Here is a 15,718-nt window from a genome sequence, read left to right as displayed (position 1 = left end):
CAGTAATCTGCTGCCGCCGCTTGTCGCTATCAACGATTAGCAGTACTTCATGGCTCACGATTTGTAATATATCACGGGCGTTTTAGACGTCATCGCTTCCCGGATTTTGGTCTGGTTACAAACCTGATTACTGATTTCTCACCAGAATGTGCGGGTACCTTCAAACAGGAGGCGTCTGCAGGTTAATGGAAGCGCATCGCTATGAATCAAGCGTGGAAGATTGAGGTAGAAGGGCGCGCGCTTAACGAGGCGTTGCGCCGTGGGATAATTGCGCTGGGTTGGCCCAAGCTGGGCGATCTACGGGCTTATCCGGATGAAAAGGCAATCAAGATCAAGCTTTCCGAGTATACGACCCAGCATAGTGAGTCAATGTTGGACACGTGGGCGTCGGCGCTCAAGACGCTAACCCACGACATTAGGGTAGGCGATGCCTTAGTCGTGTATGACCATAGGACGCGTCAGTACTGGCTGGGACATGTTACAGGTGGGTACAGCTATGATCCGCGTGAATGCGAGGAGTGGCCCAACCTGAGACAAGTCAGGTGGTATGCACAGATTCCCCGTGCGCAGCTCAGCGTCAAGGCGCGCAATGCATTGAGTGCGGTGCAGGGCTGTCAGTTGCGCCAGGAAATTTGGCAGCAGCTCGACTCACTCAGCCGTGGTGATTTTCAGCCGGGCGAGCAGGAGGCCGACACTATCCTGAGTGTTCGACAGGATATGGAAGCACAGGCTCGCGAACTGATTGCTGATCGGCTCGATCGTCTTTCCGAGGCGCAGATCATCCAGCTGGTATCCGGTCTGGTACGCGCCATGGGATTTATCACCAAACAGCCTCCTGCGTCCAACGGCAGCCTGGCTATCGAGGCTTCCCTGGATGGCCTGGGTCTGCATCCCCCTCATGTAAAGGTCCAGGTTCAGCATCGTCAAGGTGCCGTAGGCGGTGAGACTTTGCGAGAGCTTCTGAACTGTCTGAAGGCTGACGACAAGGGTATTTTTGTCAGTACATGCGGCTTCAGCCAGGAGGCCATCTATGAGGCCGAGCGCGCCGGTCAATTGGTGGCTCTGATGGACATGGATCAGTTAGTCGACATGCTTCTGGTGCATTACGAGTCTCTGGATCTGGAGCTGAAATCTCTGATTCCCTTGACGCGGATCTACTGGCCAGCCTCCTGAACGCAGCAGAAATAAAAAAGCCCCGGCACTGGCCGGGGCTTTTCACGATGACCTGTTACTCTTCAAAGTGCCAGGCATCGTAGAGTTCGCTGGCAGAAGCGCTTGCCACTTCCTTGCGTGCCTTGAGCCAATCGGTCAGGGCCTGACGGTCTTCCTCGGTGGGCGAGCCGTAGCGCTTGTTTGCCATGATAGTGCCTTCGATCCAGGTTTCGCCGAAGCCACCCATGTAGTCCAGGTTACGGGACTCGACGAAATCGACGAAATCGCTCAGCAGCGCTTCTAGCGCTTCGTCTTCAAGCGATTCCTTGAAATCAGCCTTGAGCTCGAATGCCAGTTCCTGGAACTCGCCCAGATAGAGCTTCTTGCGGATACGGCGCTTCATGCGGCTAAGACGGGGATCGTTGGCAGTAGATTCGGACATAGGGAGACCTGTAGCTCGATAACTTCATGGCCAGCCAAAGGGTTTGACTGGATGGAAAGCGGCGCATTATCACCAGCTTCAGCCAGCATGGCTATCAAATATGATAGCGCGGTGACGATAAAGCGAAATGAATCTGTCGCGCCGGTGGATTTTCTGCGCAAAGATTTATCCCCATTTGCCATGACTTTCGTTGACGCTCCCAGGGCTTGCCCGTAACCTGCGCGTCTGCTTGAGGTGCCTCGTGACATGGGTCGACGAGGTGAAACAGGGAAGCCGGTAGCAAGCCGGCGCTGCCCCCGCAACGGTAGGTGAGTTGAACGTCGCACAGGCCACTGGACAGCTGTCTGGGAAGGCGCGGCGGAGGAGTTTTCCGCTCACGAGCCCGGAGACCGGCCTCAGGCGTTACACGGCAATGCGGAGGGCATTGATCGTCGCACAGGGCTAATGGCGTTGTGCGTCGTTGCCTCATCTGTATCCTTGCGGAGCAGATCTTTCCGTTCGCCTCAGCCCTTGCCTGAAGGAGAGCGTCATGAGCGATACCCCAGAAACCCCCACCTCGTTACCCGTCGATGATGCGCGCAATGAGCGCCACCGTGAGCGAATGGTCCGTAAGAAAGCTGTCATGGACGAGCGGATCGCCAATGCACAGAATGAGCGAGGCTTGCTGCTGGTACACACCGGTATCGGCAAGGGCAAGAGCAGCTCTGCCTTTGGCATGGTGGCCCGAGCCTTGGGGCATGGACTGAAAGTGGGCGTCGTACAGTTCATCAAGGGACGCGTCAGTACCGGTGAGCAGATGTTCTTCCAGCGGTTCCCCGAGGAGGTCCGTTACCATGTGATGGGCCAGGGATTCACGTGGGAGACCCAGGATCGTCAACGGGACATCGAAAACGCTGCCAGTGCCTGGGCTGTGGCCAAGGCATTATTAAGTGATCCTGAAATAGCACTCGTAGTGCTTGATGAACTGAATATCGCATTCAAGCATGGCTACCTGAAGGTTGAAGACGTGCTGGCGGATATCGAGGCGCGTCCGGTCTCCCAACACGTTGTCGTAACGGGGCGCGGTGCACCGCAGGCGCTGATCGACGCGGCTGATACCGTCAGTGAAATGGGCTTGGTCAAGCATGCCTTCCAGAGCGGCATTCGCGCCCAGAAAGGAATCGAATTTTGAACCTGCATGATCATCGTCGGTGTCCGGCGCTCCTGGTTGCTGCGCCGGCCTCCGGCCAGGGCAAGACCAGTGTAACGGCAGCCCTGGCACGTCTGCATACAAGACAGGGCCGCAAGGTCCGTGTATTCAAGTGCGGCCCGGACTTTCTCGATCCCATGATCCTGGCCCGTGCGAGCGGTGCGCCGGTGTACCAGCTTGACTTGTGGATGGTAGGGGAAGAAGAAAGTCGCCGGCTGCTATGGGAAGCGGCAGGCGAAGCTGATCTGATCCTTATCGAAGGCGTCATGGGGCTATTTGACGGCACGCCGTCTAGTGCGGACCTGGCACGTCGCTTCAATGTGCCGGTACTGGGTATTATTGAGGCGACCGGCATGGCGCAGACCTTTGGGGCATTAGCCTACGGTCTTGCACATTATCAGGCGGATCTGCCCTTTGCTGGCGTACTGGCCAATCGTGGCTCCAGCGCCCGGCAGACCGAGCTGCTCAAGGCCAGTTTGCCAAGCGGTATGCGCTGGTTTGGTGCCTTGCCGCGCAACTCGGGTATCGAGTTGCCGAGCCGGCATCTTGGGCTGATCCAGGCTGACGAGTTGTCGGATCTGGATGCACGTCTGGACGCTGCGGCCGATGCCATTGCTGCCAGTGCCGATACCTCACTACCGGAGCCTGTGCTGTTTCAGGCCCCTATGAAGAAGAGCGTCGAACCGCTGCTGGCAGATGTACGCATCGGGGTGGCACGCGACGCGGCACTGTCGTTTCTGTATCAGGCGAACCTTGATCTTCTACGCGCCATGGGCGCTGAGATTCGGCATTTTTCAGTGTTGCAGGACCAGCAGTTACCGGAAGTAGACAGTCTCTACTTGCCGGGCGGTTATCCTGAATTACATATTCAACAGCTGTCTGGAAATACCGTCATGCAGTCTGCTATTCGGGCGCATCATGCCGCAGGCAAGCCCATTCTGGCCGAATGCGGGGGGATGCTCTATCTGCTGGAGCGCCTGGCTGACAAGACAGGCGAGCAGGGCGAGATGGTTGGACTTCTTGAAGGAGAAGCCACCTTGCAGCCACGTCTTACTGCACTGGCGCTGCAAAGCGTTGCCTTCGAGAGCGGCACCTTGCGTGGCCATACGTATCATCACTCATCCTTGGAATCGCCATTGGCTCCAACGTTGCGTGGTATCTGTCCCAATGGCAAGGCCACGGCGGAGTCGGTGTTCCAACAGGGCCGCCTGACTGCCAGCTACATTCACTTCTACATGCCATCCGCCCCCGAAACGGCGGCTGCCCTGCTAGCACCATGAATCCTCACGCCTTTCCTTCCGCCGAGCAGGCCGGCGTCTATCGTGCTATCGCCGAACGACGTGACATGCGTCATTTCAGTGGCGGCCATGTACCGGAGGATCAGCTGCGGCGGCTGTTGAGCGCTGCTCATCAAGCGCCAAGCGTAGGCCTCATGCAGCCATGGCGCTTCATGCGCATTACTGATCAGGAGCTGCGTGCCGAGCTTTACCGGCTGGTCGAGTCCGAGCGTGTCTGCACGGCAGAGGCGCTGGGTGAGCGTAGCGATGAGTTCATGCGGCTCAAGGTGGAAGGCATAAAAGAGTGTGCCGAGCTGCTGGTGGCTGCCCTCATGGAGGGGCGAGAAGCCCATATCTTCGGACGCCGTACGCTGCCTGAAATGGACGTGGCATCGCTGTCTTGTGCGATCCAGAATCTATGGTTGTCCGCCCGGGCGGAGGGGCTTGGGATGGGGTGGGTTTCGCTGTTCGACCCGACTGCGGTGGCTGAACTGCTGGGGATGCCTGAAGGCAGCAAGCCGCTGGCCATCCTGTGTCTTGGGCCTGTCGAGGCCTTCTACAATCAGCCCATGCTGGTCGAGGAGGGTTGGCGAACGGCTCGCCCGTTGGATGAGCTCGTGTTTGAAAACCGCTGGGGTTCTGTCAAGGAGACTGAAAAGACATGATTCTGGCCCTGACCACCTTTTTAGGTGTGCTGCTGGATACGATACTGGGCGAGCCTCGACGTTGGCATCCTCTGGTGGGATTTGGTCGGTGGGCAAACGCGCTGGAGCGCCGTTTCAATCCAGGCGGTGGCGGCTGGCGCAGTCACGGGCTGACGGCCTGGTGCATGGCTGTACTACCGTGGGTCGTCTTGGTAGCGCTACTCGATCAGATTCCCTACGTAGGCTGGCTGGTTGAGGCGCTGGCGCTGTACTTCGCGCTTGGCCTTAAAAGCTTGGGCGAGCATGCCAAGCCCATCGCGCTGGCGCTACGGCGTAATAACCTGGAGGAGGCGCGGCGGCGTGTTGGCTATGTGGTCAGCCGGGAAACCCGTGAGCTGGATGAAGAGGCTGTCGCGCGGGCAGGTACGGAATCCGTACTGGAAAACGGAAGCGACGCTGTTTTTGCGGCTCTCTTCTGGTTTGTCCTGTTAGGCGCCCCGGGTGTTGTTCTATACCGCTTGGCCAATACGCTGGATGCCATGTGGGGCTATCGCAATACCCGCTTCGAACGCTTTGGCTGGGCGGCTGCACGCATAGATGATGGGCTCAACTACGTGCCGGCGCGTCTGGTGGCATTGACGTATGCACTGTTGGGTAACTTTGGCTCCGCTCTGCATTGCTGGCGAACACAGGCGCCTCGTTGGGACAGTCCCAATGCCGGTCCGGTCATGGCGGCGGGCGCCGGTGCGCTGGGCGTGACACTGGGTGGTCCAGCGCGCTATCACGGCGAGCTACATGATCGGCCTGTTCTGGGATTGGGGCCTGCACCCACAGCGCACAGTATCGATATGGCACTGCTGCTCGTCCGTCGGGGCGTCATGCTCTGGGTGGCAGTTATCGTGCTGGGAGGCGTGATCAGTGCTTGAGCATGGCGGACGTCTGCGCAAGGCTGCGCAGCGTTATGGTATCGCGTTGGAGGATTGGCTGGACCTGTCGACAGGGCTTGCGCCTATGCCCTGGCCAATACCCCACATACCGTTATCAGCCTGGGCGCGTCTGCCCGAGACAAACGACGGCCTGGAGGAGGCTGCTGCTTGTTACTACAGGGCTCCACGGGTGCTGCCTGCTGCCGGCTCGCAGGCGGCCATCCAGGCTCTTCCCACACTTCGTCCTGAGGGGCGAATAGGCGTACTGGCACCCTGTTACGCCGAACACGAGCAGGCCTGGGGGCGAGCAGGGCATTATGTTGTACCCCTGTCACTCGACGATGTAGAGGCAGCGCTAAGCACGCTTGACGTCTTGGTGCTGGTCAACCCGAACAATCCTACCGGACAGCTTATCGAGCCTGAGCGGCTGCTCCGCTGGCATGCCAAGCTGACCGACCGGGGTGGTTGGCTAGTCGTGGATGAGGCGTTCATGGATCTCTCTCCCGCTTACAGTCTGGCTTCATGGACGGATCGGCCAGGATTGATCGTACTGCGGTCCTTCGGGAAATTCTTCGGTCTTGCAGGCGTCCGCCTGGGCTTTGTGCTGGCTGAAGCGAACTTGCTGGAACGACTGGACGATGTTTTGGGCCCTTGGACAGTCAGTGGTCCAGCTCGGGCCGTGGCACGTGAAATTCTGCTCGATAAGCGTGGTCATGACCGGCAGCGCAAGAGGCTTGCGACGGCAGGGCAGCGCCTGGCTGATGTATTGACCGCTCACGAGCTGGTCCCTGATGGCGGGTGCGGTCTGTTTCAATGGTTGTCTCGACCCGATGCTGAGGCGCTTCATGAGTTCCTGGCCAGCCGAGCCATTCTCACGCGGTTTTTCCCTTCAATAGCGGGCATCCGCTTTGGTCTTCCCTGTGATGAAGCCGGGTGGACGCGACTCACCCTGGCTTTGCAGGCATACAAGGATTCCTTATGACAACCGTGATGGTGCAGGGCACCACCTCCGATGCCGGCAAGAGCACCTTGGTCGCCGGTTTGTGCCGCTGGCTCAAACGCCAGGGAGTGGCTGTCGTACCGTTCAAACCACAAAACATGGCTCTCAACAGTGCCGTCACGGCAGACCATGGTGAGATAGGGCGCGCCCAGGCTGTACAGGCCCAAGCCTGTGGAATCGCGCCGCATACAGATATGAATCCCGTGTTGCTCAAACCCAATACGGACATCGGCGCACAGGTCATTATTCATGGTCGTGCAGTGGCTACGATGGATGCCAAGACCTATCACGGCTACAAGCGTATCGCTCGCGAGGCGGTGCTGGAATCCCATGCGCGTCTGGCCGGCCGATACGAGGTGATCATGGTGGAAGGAGCAGGCTCGCCCGCAGAAATCAACCTGCGTGAAGGCGATATTGCCAACATGGGGTTTGCCGAGCGCGTGGACTGCCCGGTTATCCTGATCGCCGATATCGACCGGGGCGGTGTCTTCGCCCATCTCGTGGGCACGCTAGAGCTTCTCAGCGAGTCGGAGCAGCAGCGTGTGGCAGGTTTCGTTATCAACCGTTTCCGTGGCGATATTGCATTGCTCAAGCCGGGCCTGGACTGGCTGGAAGCGCGGACGGGCAAGCCGGTGCTGGGTGTTCTGCCTTACTTGCACGACCTGCATCTCGAAGCCGAAGATGCGGTCGATACGCGACAGATCGCCAAGCGGGGCGAGGTTATCCGAGTGGTGGTGCCGGTGTTTCCACGCATCAGCAACCACACTGACTTCGATCCGTTAAGGCTGCATCCCCAAGTCGAAATCAGCTTTGTAAGACAAGGTCAGGCGCTACCGCCTTGCGACCTGATCATTCTTCCTGGGTCAAAAAGCGTGCGAGGCGATCTGGCCTTCATGCGCAAACAGGGGTGGGATACTGATATCCAACGGCATCTCCGTTATGGAGGACGCGTGCTGGGTATTTGTGGCGGCTATCAGATGCTGGGCCGTACCGTAAGTGACCCGCTCGGGCTGGAAAGTGATCCAGGTGACAGCGCAGGTTTGGGCGTGCTCGACATGAACACCGAGCTGGCCGCTGAAAAACAACTCCGTAATGTCGCGGGCTGCCTGGCGGCTACCCGGTCTGCCGTAACAGGGTATGAGATTCATGCGGGAGTCACCGAAGGGGCCGCCTTGGAGCGACCTGCCATTATCCTGGATGATGGTCGCTGCGATGGCGCACTGAGCGAAGACGGGCTGATCATGGGAACCTACCTGCATGGGTTGTTCGAGTCGCCTGATGCGTGCACCGCCTTGTTGCGCTGGGCGGGGCTGACTACTCCTGAACGTGTTGACTACCATGCCTTGCGCGAGCGCGATCTCGAACGGCTGGCGGACTTGGTCGACCAGCATCTGGACACCGCGAAATTGCGTGCTTTATGTGGAATAAACCAATGAAGGAATTGATTCTGGGGGGCGCGCGTTCGGGCAAGAGTCGCCTTGCAGAAAAATTGGCCACTGACTCAGGTCTGGATGTCATCTACATTGCGACGGCCCAGGCCTGGGACGGCGAAATGCGTACCCGAATTGCCCAGCATGCCGACCGCCGCCCCGTTGAGTGGAGACTGGTGGAAGAGCCTCTTTATCTAGCTGCGGTGCTGCGAGCTCATGCTTCGGCTGGGCGCTGTCTTCTGGTGGATTGCCTGACCCTCTGGCTGACCAATCTTCTAATGGCAGAGGATGCCACTATGCTCGCCCGGGAGCGAGCGGCCTTGCTGGAAGCCCTATCCGAACTACCAGGCCATATCATTCTGGTCAGCAACGAGACTGGCATGGGAGTAGTGCCGCTGGGTGAGCTAACCCGGCGCTATGTCGATGAGGCGGGCTGGCTGCACCAGGCGCTGGCTGAGCAATGTGATCGTGTTGTGTTGACCGTGGCAGGTTTGCCAATGACGCTCAAAGGAGCTTCTTTATGACGCAGTACTGGTGGCAGGCACCCTGTCAGCCATTGGATGAGCGGGCCCGCCAGTTGGCGACGGCCCGCCAGGCGCAGCTTACCAAGCCGCGTGGCGCACTCGGGCTGCTGGAGCAGGTTGCGATTGATCTGGCGGCGATGCAGGGACGTGAACGGCCTGTTATCGAGCACGTGGCAATCAGTGTCTTCGCAGGGGATCACGGTGTCGTGGAGGAAGGGGTGTCGGCCTATCCTCAGGCGGTGACAGGCGAAATGCTGCGCAACTTTGTTGGCGGTGGCGCTGCCATCAGCGTTCTGGCGCGTTCGCTCAAGGCTCCGCTGGAGGTCATTAATCTGGGAACCGCTGAGCCAATGGAGGCGTTGCCAGGCGTTATTGATCGTCCTCTTGGTCCAGGTACGGCCAACTTTACTCGCGAGCCGGCCATGACTGTTGCTCAATGCGAGGCAGCTCTGCAGGCAGGACGAGACAGCGTCCAGAAAGCCAAGGCAAGTGGCGCTCAGCTGTTTATCGGTGGTGAGATGGGGATTGGCAACACCACGGCGGCCAGCGCTATGGCTTGTGCATTGCTGGAAGCTTCACCCCTCGCGATGACGGGGCCGGGAACCGGACTCGATGCAGATGGCATCGCCTTGAAGGTCGCGGTTATCCAGCGTGGTCTGCTACGCCATGCGGAGTCATTGAGTAACCCGCTAAAGGTGTTGCGCCGTCTGGGTGGCTTCGAGATTGCCGCGTTGACCGGCGCTTACCTTGCCTGCATGCAGGAGGGGGTTCCGGCGTTGGTCGATGGGTTCATCAGCTCTGTTTCCGCCTTGTGCGCCGTACGAATGAGCCCCACCGGGCGGGAGTGGCTGCTGTTTGCTCACAGCGGAGCCGAGCCGGGCCATGCACTTGTGCTTGAAGCACTCAACGCTCAGCCGCTGATTGAGCTGGGGCTGCGTCTGGGGGAGGGAAGCGGTGCAGCATTGGCGGTGCCCTTGCTTCAGTTGGCGTGTCGCCTGCATGGCGAAATGGCGACCTTTGCCGAGGCCAGCGTATCGGATCGCCCGGCATGAGCCTGTTTCTGTTGAGACATGGTGAGACACAAGGGCCGGGTGGTTTTCGGGGGCGTCTGGATCATCCGCTTTCGGAGCAGGGCTGGTCCAGTATGCAGGCCGCGGTCCAGGCATTACCGTCATGGGAGTTGATTATCAGCTCACCCCTTGAGCGGTGCCGAGCCTTTGCTGAGTGGCTGGCAGGTAGGCAGGGAGTAGAGTGCAAACTTGAGCCTGACCTGCGCGAGTTGGACTTTGGCGATTGGGAGGGGCGTACCGCTGCCGAACTGATGGAGGGTCAGGCTGATGCCCTAGGCCAGTTCTGGGCTGATCCCTACAGTTTTACGCCGCCCAATGGAGAGCCGGTGGCCACGTTCGAACAGCGTGTCCTAGGCGCCATGGAGCGTATAGTCAGACGTACAGCGGATACGCGCGCACTAGTGGTAACCCATGGCGGCGTTATCCGGTTGTTACTGGCACGGCAGCAGGGACTACCTCGCAAGGATCTGCTTCAAGTAGAAGTTCCTTATGCCAGTCTTCATGCTTTTGAGGCGTCTGCCTTGAGCGACACATACCCACCATGCTGCCCTTCCTGATTGCCCTGCAGTTCTTGACTCGTCTGCCGGTACGCCTGCCCGGCATGCCTCCACCCGAGAAAACCGGTGAGTCTTTATTGTGGTACCCCATGGTAGGCGTGCTGGTGGGTACCATTTTATGGCTGCTTGGCAACCTGCTCGGGCAAGCGGCTCCGGTATTGCAGGCCGCTATTGTTCTAGCTGTATGGGTCGCGCTGACCGGTGCGCTGCATCTGGATGGCCTGGCGGACACGGCAGATGCCTGGGTCGGTGGCTTTGGTGACCGTGAACGCACCCTGACAATCATGAAGGACCCTCGCTCCGGCCCGATGGCGGTCGTTGCGGTGATCATTGTGCTCTTGCTCAAGTTCGCGGCGCTTTTCGTACTGCTTGAGCACCACCAGTTGGATGCCGTCCTCCTAGTTCCCTGGCTTGCGCGAGTTGCGCTGCCTGGGCTGCTACTCGTGACCCCTTACGCAAGGCCGGGAGGCTTGGGTCAGGTGCTGGTCGATCACATGCCGAAGCGGTTGCTGCGCCTTGTACTGGCCGCCCATGTCATCGTCATGTTGCTCGTGATACGAGAAAGCCTGATCGCTTTGCTGATGGCAGTGCTGCTCTTTCTGTGGCTTCGTCGAGCATTCATGACACGCCTGGGCGGGACTACTGGCGATACGGCGGGTGCGCTGGTCGAGTTGCTTGAGTGCGGTGTTCTGGTTGCGTTAGCCCTGACGAGTACCTGAATAAAAACGCCGCCTCAAGGGCGGCGTTTTTCATACGTGTCTATCAGAAGCGATAGCTGACCTGAGCGGCCAAGCCATGGGCGCTGTTTTCAACCTTGGCACTGTAGGCCGGCTGCAAAGCAGTCGCTTCACGATTGATTGAGGCCTTGTCTTCCCACAGGTAGGCATAGGCAACATCAACGGTCAGATCAGGCGAAGGAGACCAGCCTGCACCAATCGATACGGTCTTGCGATTACCCACCGGAATACGCACGTTGCGGTATTCGTTGTCGGTTGGCGACGGATCGATTGCGAAACCAGTGCGCAGTACCCATTGGGGGTTCAGCTGATAGGAAGCGCCGATGGCATAGGACCAAGTGTCGTGCCATTTGAGTTCTTCATCCACTGTGCCAAGGACATTGCCCAGAGTAGGTACTGTAGGTGTTCCACTGTTTTGTACTTCCAGCTTGTCCAGACGGCTCCAGCGGGTCCAGGTTGCGCCACCGTATAGTGTCCAGCGATCGTCAAGCTTGTAAGTAAAGGATGTATCCAGCGATTCAGGGGTAGTGATATCCAGCTCGGCATCGTACTTGCCATTCAGCGGGCTGATCAGACGATTGACGACGGGAGATAGACTGGACACGCCACTGGCCTTGGTATGGCCTTCCAACTTGTATTTCACTTTGGAGTGGTAGGTGACCCCGACCGCTAACTGATCCGTTACATCGGCCAGCACGCCAATGTTGTAGCCCAGCGCAACATCATCGCCCTTGATTTTAACTTCCGCATCACCGCCGCCCAAGGGCGCAAGGGACAAGTTGCTTTCCAGCTTGCCTGCTATTCGGTTGATCGTAGGGCCAAAGCCAACGGATACGCGGTCATTGATCTTGTAGCTCAGCGTTGGTTGGACTGTAATGACCTCAACCTTGCTGTACGATCCGTGATAACGACCCTGGAAACTATTTTCATAGTCACTGATCAGCGCGTAGGGTACATAGATACCCAGACCAAAGTGCCAATCATCATTAAGTGGTGTTACAACGTAGCCGAACGGAACGGCGGATGTTGGCACCATATCCCCTTCGTTGGTGCCACGCGCATTCGAACGCACATTACTAAAATCGCTACTGGCATCAATTACGGCCGCTCCGCCGCTGATTTCAGTACGCTTGAGCTTGGACATGCCAGCCGGGTTACCAAAAACGGTCGAAGCATCCAATGCAGAGGACGAACGACCGGCAAAGGAAGTCCCCATGCCACTGGCGCTTTGCTCGTTGATGGCAATGCCGTTGGCAAGGCTAAGGCTAGAAAAACTGGCGACAGCCAGCGCAATTGCTGTTTTCAACCCTGTTGTTTTCATTGTTAGCGCAACTCCAGAAGATGACGCGGGCGGAAACTATCAGAACGGTGACCTTTTACCAACAGCCACGACGAGCGTATCGCTCAAAAAAGGTTTTAACAGTCTATTGGCCGTTATTCAAAAAAGACTACCGGGTCATACTCAGGCTACCTGGTTCCACGTCTCGCTGCAGCGCTGCCAGGCCATGTGAAAGTCGTGAAGACGGCCTCTAGGATTGAAAACCTTACGCCATAACCGGGCCTGCCCCTGATGGTCGTCAGGCTCCGGTAAGGGCAGGCGTGATTCTTCGATCATGAGCCAGGCGATTGCTGTGGCATAACGAAGGTTGACGGTCAGCTCCAGATGAGGCGCCCCGAAAAAGGCATGTTGACTGGCGAGGCCTCGGACAAGGCTGGCCAGCTCAGGGTCGCGGGCCAGATAGTAATCCCAGAGGGCGGCATGCCGTTCGGCGGAAATTCGGTAAATACCGTGGTATTGCTGTGTTTCAAGCGTGGCGCCTAGCGCAGACTGCGTGGCGGCGGTGGCCAGCAGCATGGCCTCTGCTGCCAGGGAATAGCGGTCTAGATAGACCAGGGTGGGACGAATAACATACTGACTCAATTCGCATGCAGCGATTCCCATGGCTACCTCATCACTAAGACAATGACCCGCTCGAGTCGAATGCCTGGTCGGTTGATGTTGTTTTCGTGTAGCCCCGACTTCTCTTGACGTTAGGCCTTGAACTTCAAGTTTAGCTTTAAGTTTCGCACGTAAACCTAAGCCCTTAGACGATTTTGAAGTTTTCATCCCTGCCCATATTCCGCTTGGTCACGTTAGACTCATGCCGCCAGGTTCGGATGGCGGTCGCCTCGGCAGGCTGGTGCCTGTCTGGTCATGCCGTGCAGCCTGCCCTATGTTCTAAGACAACGAAGCGCCTCAAATGTGGCAAATCGGGACGCTTGATAAGCATTAAGCGGCTTAATCTGGGCCTTTGATCTGCCTGAATGCTTCAGGATGGATATACTTCCGGTAACAGTACTGGAGGATTTACGTGGCTCTTGCTATCCAATGGCTCAAAGACGATGCCAGCCTTGCTCGACAATGCGCGTTCTGGCGCACCTTGCCCTTCATCGTGCTCGACACCGAGTTCATGCGGGTCGATACCTTCTATCCCATTGCGGGCCTCCTTCAGGTCGGCGACGGGCAGGGCGCTTTTCTGATCGACCCATTGACGATCAGTGACTGGGCGCCGTTGTCTGGGCTGTTGGAAGACAAGCAGGTCACAAAAGTCCTTCATGCCTGCAGTGAGGACCTTGAGGTTCTGCTCAAGCTGACCGGAAGCCTCCCCGAGCCGCTATTCGATACGCAGCTGGCGGCTGCCTATTTGGGGTTGGGTCATTCGATGGGATATTCGCGTCTGGTACACGAACTGTTAGGTATCGCCTTGCCCAAGGACGAGACACGCTCGGACTGGCTTCAGCGCCCACTGACGGAGCTACAAGAGCGCTATGCCGCGGCTGACGTGGAGCATCTGGCGGAATTGTATCTGGCGTTGTCTGAGCGCCTGGATCAGACGAAGCGGGGATGGCTCTTGGAAGATGGCCGTGAGCTGGTAGCCAACCTTAAGCAGGAGTCGGACCCCTATCAGGCGTATAAAGATGTCAAGCTGGGCTGGCGCCTGTCGCGTCAGCAGCTGGCTGTGCTAAGGGCCATCTGTGCGTGGCGCGAGCAGGAGGCAAGGTTATGTAACCAGCCTCGCAATCGTATTGTGCGCGAGCGCTCCCTGTGGCCTCTGGCGCGACTTCAGCCCAAGGACAAGGTCGCGCTGGCCCGTATCGATGACATGCATCCTCGTACTGTACGTCAATACGGCGATCACCTGATCGAGCTGATCAGCGAGGCCGCCAAGACGTCTCCGGATCAATGGCCTGAGCCGTTATCCGAGCCGCTGCCTCCGGAAATCTCGCCGATTCTGAAGGACCTTCGTCTCATTGGCCAGAGTGAAGCTGAGCGCCTGACCATGGCGCCTGAACTCATGCTGCGAAAGAAAGTACTGGAAGCCTTGATCAAGAGTGGCTGGCCGGATGGTCAATATGTTTTACCCGACACGCTGCGCGGATGGCGCCGCGAGTTGATGGGGCAGGCCTTGCTGGATCGCCTAGCTGCCTTGCGAACCTGATGTTATCCGGAGTACCCATGAAACGAATCTGTTCCATTTACAAAAGCCCGCGCAAAAGCGAAATGTACCTCTACGTCGACAAGCGTGACGGGCTTGCTCGCGTACCAGAAGGGTTGATTGCAGCCTTTGGTACCCCTCAGCTTACGTTTGAATTCGTTCTTACGCCGGAACGACAGCTGGAGCGCGAAGACACTGCAAAGGTTTTGGAAAATTTGGAGAAGCAGGGTTATCACCTGCAGATGCCACCACCTCAGGAGGAGTACATTGAGCATCTGCCTGAGCATTTGCTGCGTATGAACGACCCCATGTAACGCGACAGTCATCACCATTGCTTGTCAAGGAAAGACCAGATCATGCGTTTCTTGTTGTTGGAAGACAGTTATCAGGACTATTTCACCGCGTTGCATGGGTTGGACGCCTCTCTGGAAATAGTCGGAGGTAATGATCCGGAAAAGGTGGCAGGCGTGGCTGCCGAGTGCCAGATCTGGCTAGGGCAGCCAGATCTCGTCGCAAAGCTTCTGGATCAGGGGCTCAAGCCCTCATGGGTTCAGTCCACCTGGGCGGGCATCCGGCCGCTACTGGCCTCCGGGTTAACACAGGACTATGTGCTCACGCGCGCAGTGGGCGTGTTCGGGCAGCTGATGAGCGAGTATGTGCTCGGCTATCTGCTTGCCCATGAGCGATGTCTCTTGGAGCGCGCTCGAAAACAGGCGGATCGACTTTGGGAAGCCTGCACCCCCGGCTCGCTGGCAGGGCGACGTGTTCTGATTGTCGGGGCCGGTGACATTGGCCAGGATGTAGCACGCTTTCTAGCGCCTTTTGGAGTTGAGCTCTACGGTATTGCCAGAAGCCCGCGCGCACTGCCCGGCTTTCTTGACGTGCATGGTCTTGAGGACCTGAGTCGTGAGGCCTCGAAAGCTAACTACCTCATCAACCTTTTACCTGACACTTCGCATACGCGTGATCTCTATACGCTTGACCTGTTCAAACAACTGAAGCCTTCGGCACTGTTCGTAAATGCAGGACGTGGCACTGCCGTTGTGGATGCCGATCTGGTAACAGCATTGGAGCAGAAATACCTGGCCGGCGCCGTGCTCGATGTTTTTCGAGAGGAGCCGCTGCCTAAGACTCATGCGTTCTGGTCGGCGCCTGGACTGATCATTACCAGCCATACCGCGGCAGTGTCTTCGCCCCCTTATATTGCCCGACTCTTTCTTGAAAACCTGAGCCGCTACCGCAATGGAGAGGCATTGAAAGGGCAGGTGGATTTCAAGCAAGGGTATTGATTGCG

The 15,718-nt window shown here is 58.0% G+C and carries 17 protein-coding genes and 1 riboswitch; of the genes, 14 read left to right on the top strand and 3 right to left on the bottom strand.

Going from position 1 to position 15,718, the window contains the following annotated elements:
• Positions 1 to 201 precede the first annotated feature (201 nt).
• Positions 202 to 1,173: a restriction endonuclease gene (locus HMPREF1487_RS01055; protein ID WP_010794740.1), complete on the top strand. Its 972-nt coding sequence runs from the start codon at positions 202 to 204 to the stop codon at positions 1,171 to 1,173.
• A gap of 55 nt (positions 1,174 to 1,228) precedes the next feature.
• Here HMPREF1487_RS01055 and HMPREF1487_RS01050 read toward each other — a convergent pair whose 3' ends face one another.
• Positions 1,229 to 1,594 carry a YggL 50S ribosome-binding family protein gene (locus HMPREF1487_RS01050; protein ID WP_010794739.1) on the bottom strand — a complete coding sequence of 122 codons (366 nt, stop codon included), beginning with the start codon at positions 1,592 to 1,594 and terminating at the stop codon, positions 1,229 to 1,231.
• A 215-nt stretch (positions 1,595 to 1,809) separates the two neighbouring features.
• Positions 1,810 to 2,007: riboswitch (cobalamin riboswitch) on the top strand.
• 116 nt (positions 2,008 to 2,123) lie between these two features.
• On the opposite strand from HMPREF1487_RS01050, the gene cobO reads away from it, so the two are divergent.
• The 10 genes from cobO to HMPREF1487_RS01000 are packed head-to-tail and all read left to right on the top strand — an operon-like array spanning position 2,124 to position 10,930.
• Positions 2,124 to 2,765: a cob(I)yrinic acid a,c-diamide adenosyltransferase gene (gene cobO / locus HMPREF1487_RS01045; RefSeq protein WP_010794738.1), complete on the top strand. Its 642-nt coding sequence runs from the start codon at positions 2,124 to 2,126 to the stop codon at positions 2,763 to 2,765.
• Complete coding sequence (locus HMPREF1487_RS01040) at positions 2,762 to 4,063, top strand: cobyrinic acid a,c-diamide synthase CobB (RefSeq protein WP_010794737.1); 1,302 nt, start codon at positions 2,762 to 2,764, stop codon at positions 4,061 to 4,063. Before cobO ends, HMPREF1487_RS01040 begins: the two co-directional genes overlap by 4 nt.
• A complete protein-coding gene (gene bluB / locus HMPREF1487_RS01035) occupies positions 4,060 to 4,725 on the top strand; it encodes a 5,6-dimethylbenzimidazole synthase (RefSeq protein WP_010794736.1) in 666 nt (221 codons plus the stop codon). The genes HMPREF1487_RS01040 and bluB overlap by 4 nt, the downstream gene beginning before the upstream one ends.
• Positions 4,722 to 5,630, top strand: coding sequence for an adenosylcobinamide-phosphate synthase CbiB (cbiB, locus tag HMPREF1487_RS01030; protein WP_010794735.1), 909 nt, complete (start codon positions 4,722 to 4,724; stop codon positions 5,628 to 5,630). The genes bluB and cbiB overlap by 4 nt, the downstream gene beginning before the upstream one ends.
• Entirely contained in the window at positions 5,623 to 6,612 is a 990-nt protein-coding gene (gene cobD, locus HMPREF1487_RS01025; protein ID WP_010794734.1) for a threonine-phosphate decarboxylase CobD, read from the top strand. Before cbiB ends, cobD begins: the two co-directional genes overlap by 8 nt.
• Positions 6,609 to 8,066, top strand: a complete 1,458-nt coding sequence (locus tag HMPREF1487_RS01020) for a cobyric acid synthase (protein WP_010794733.1) — start codon at positions 6,609 to 6,611, stop codon at positions 8,064 to 8,066. Before cobD ends, HMPREF1487_RS01020 begins: the two co-directional genes overlap by 4 nt.
• A complete protein-coding gene (gene cobU, locus HMPREF1487_RS01015; protein WP_010794732.1) occupies positions 8,063 to 8,584 on the top strand; it encodes a bifunctional adenosylcobinamide kinase/adenosylcobinamide-phosphate guanylyltransferase in 522 nt (173 codons plus the stop codon). Before HMPREF1487_RS01020 ends, cobU begins: the two co-directional genes overlap by 4 nt.
• The gene (gene cobT, locus HMPREF1487_RS01010) at positions 8,581 to 9,636 is read left to right on the top strand and encodes a nicotinate-nucleotide--dimethylbenzimidazole phosphoribosyltransferase (RefSeq protein WP_010794731.1); all 1,056 of its coding nucleotides are present in this window, start codon (positions 8,581 to 8,583) and stop codon (positions 9,634 to 9,636) included. The genes cobU and cobT overlap by 4 nt, the downstream gene beginning before the upstream one ends.
• Positions 9,633 to 10,211, top strand: a complete 579-nt coding sequence (cobC, locus tag HMPREF1487_RS01005) for an alpha-ribazole phosphatase (protein ID WP_010794730.1) — start codon at positions 9,633 to 9,635, stop codon at positions 10,209 to 10,211. Before cobT ends, cobC begins: the two co-directional genes overlap by 4 nt.
• Positions 10,196 to 10,930: an adenosylcobinamide-GDP ribazoletransferase gene (locus HMPREF1487_RS01000; protein WP_010794729.1), complete on the top strand. Its 735-nt coding sequence runs from the start codon at positions 10,196 to 10,198 to the stop codon at positions 10,928 to 10,930. Before cobC ends, HMPREF1487_RS01000 begins: the two co-directional genes overlap by 16 nt.
• Before the next feature lie 43 nt (positions 10,931 to 10,973).
• Here the strand turns inward: HMPREF1487_RS01000 and HMPREF1487_RS00995 are convergent, their stop codons facing one another.
• Both HMPREF1487_RS00995 and HMPREF1487_RS00990 read right to left on the bottom strand, forming a co-directional pair.
• Positions 10,974 to 12,269 (bottom strand): outer membrane protein transport protein, encoded by a 1,296-nt coding sequence (locus tag HMPREF1487_RS00995; protein WP_010794728.1) that lies wholly within the window; start codon positions 12,267 to 12,269, stop codon positions 10,974 to 10,976.
• A gap of 141 nt (positions 12,270 to 12,410) precedes the next feature.
• Complete coding sequence (locus tag HMPREF1487_RS00990; protein WP_010794727.1) at positions 12,411 to 12,890, bottom strand: hypothetical protein; 480 nt, start codon at positions 12,888 to 12,890, stop codon at positions 12,411 to 12,413.
• 409 nt (positions 12,891 to 13,299) lie between these two features.
• Here HMPREF1487_RS00990 and rnd point away from each other — a divergent pair, with 409 nt between their 5' ends.
• The 3 genes from rnd to HMPREF1487_RS00975 are packed head-to-tail and all read left to right on the top strand — an operon-like array spanning position 13,300 to position 15,713.
• Positions 13,300 to 14,427, top strand: a complete 1,128-nt coding sequence (gene rnd, locus HMPREF1487_RS00985) for a ribonuclease D (protein ID WP_010794726.1) — start codon at positions 13,300 to 13,302, stop codon at positions 14,425 to 14,427.
• A gap of 17 nt (positions 14,428 to 14,444) precedes the next feature.
• Positions 14,445 to 14,738, top strand: coding sequence for a YcgL domain-containing protein (locus tag HMPREF1487_RS00980; RefSeq protein WP_010794725.1), 294 nt, complete (start codon positions 14,445 to 14,447; stop codon positions 14,736 to 14,738).
• A gap of 42 nt (positions 14,739 to 14,780) precedes the next feature.
• On the top strand, positions 14,781 to 15,713 hold the full coding sequence (locus HMPREF1487_RS00975; RefSeq protein ID WP_010794724.1) for a D-2-hydroxyacid dehydrogenase: 933 nt from the start codon (positions 14,781 to 14,783) through the stop codon (positions 15,711 to 15,713).
• Positions 15,714 to 15,718 lie beyond the last annotated feature (5 nt).

Source organism: Pseudomonas sp. HPB0071, from assembly GCF_000478505.2.
GTDB lineage: Bacteria > Pseudomonadota > Gammaproteobacteria > Pseudomonadales > Pseudomonadaceae > Chryseomonas > Chryseomonas luteola.
This window is presented reverse-complemented; position numbering and strand designations above follow the sequence as displayed.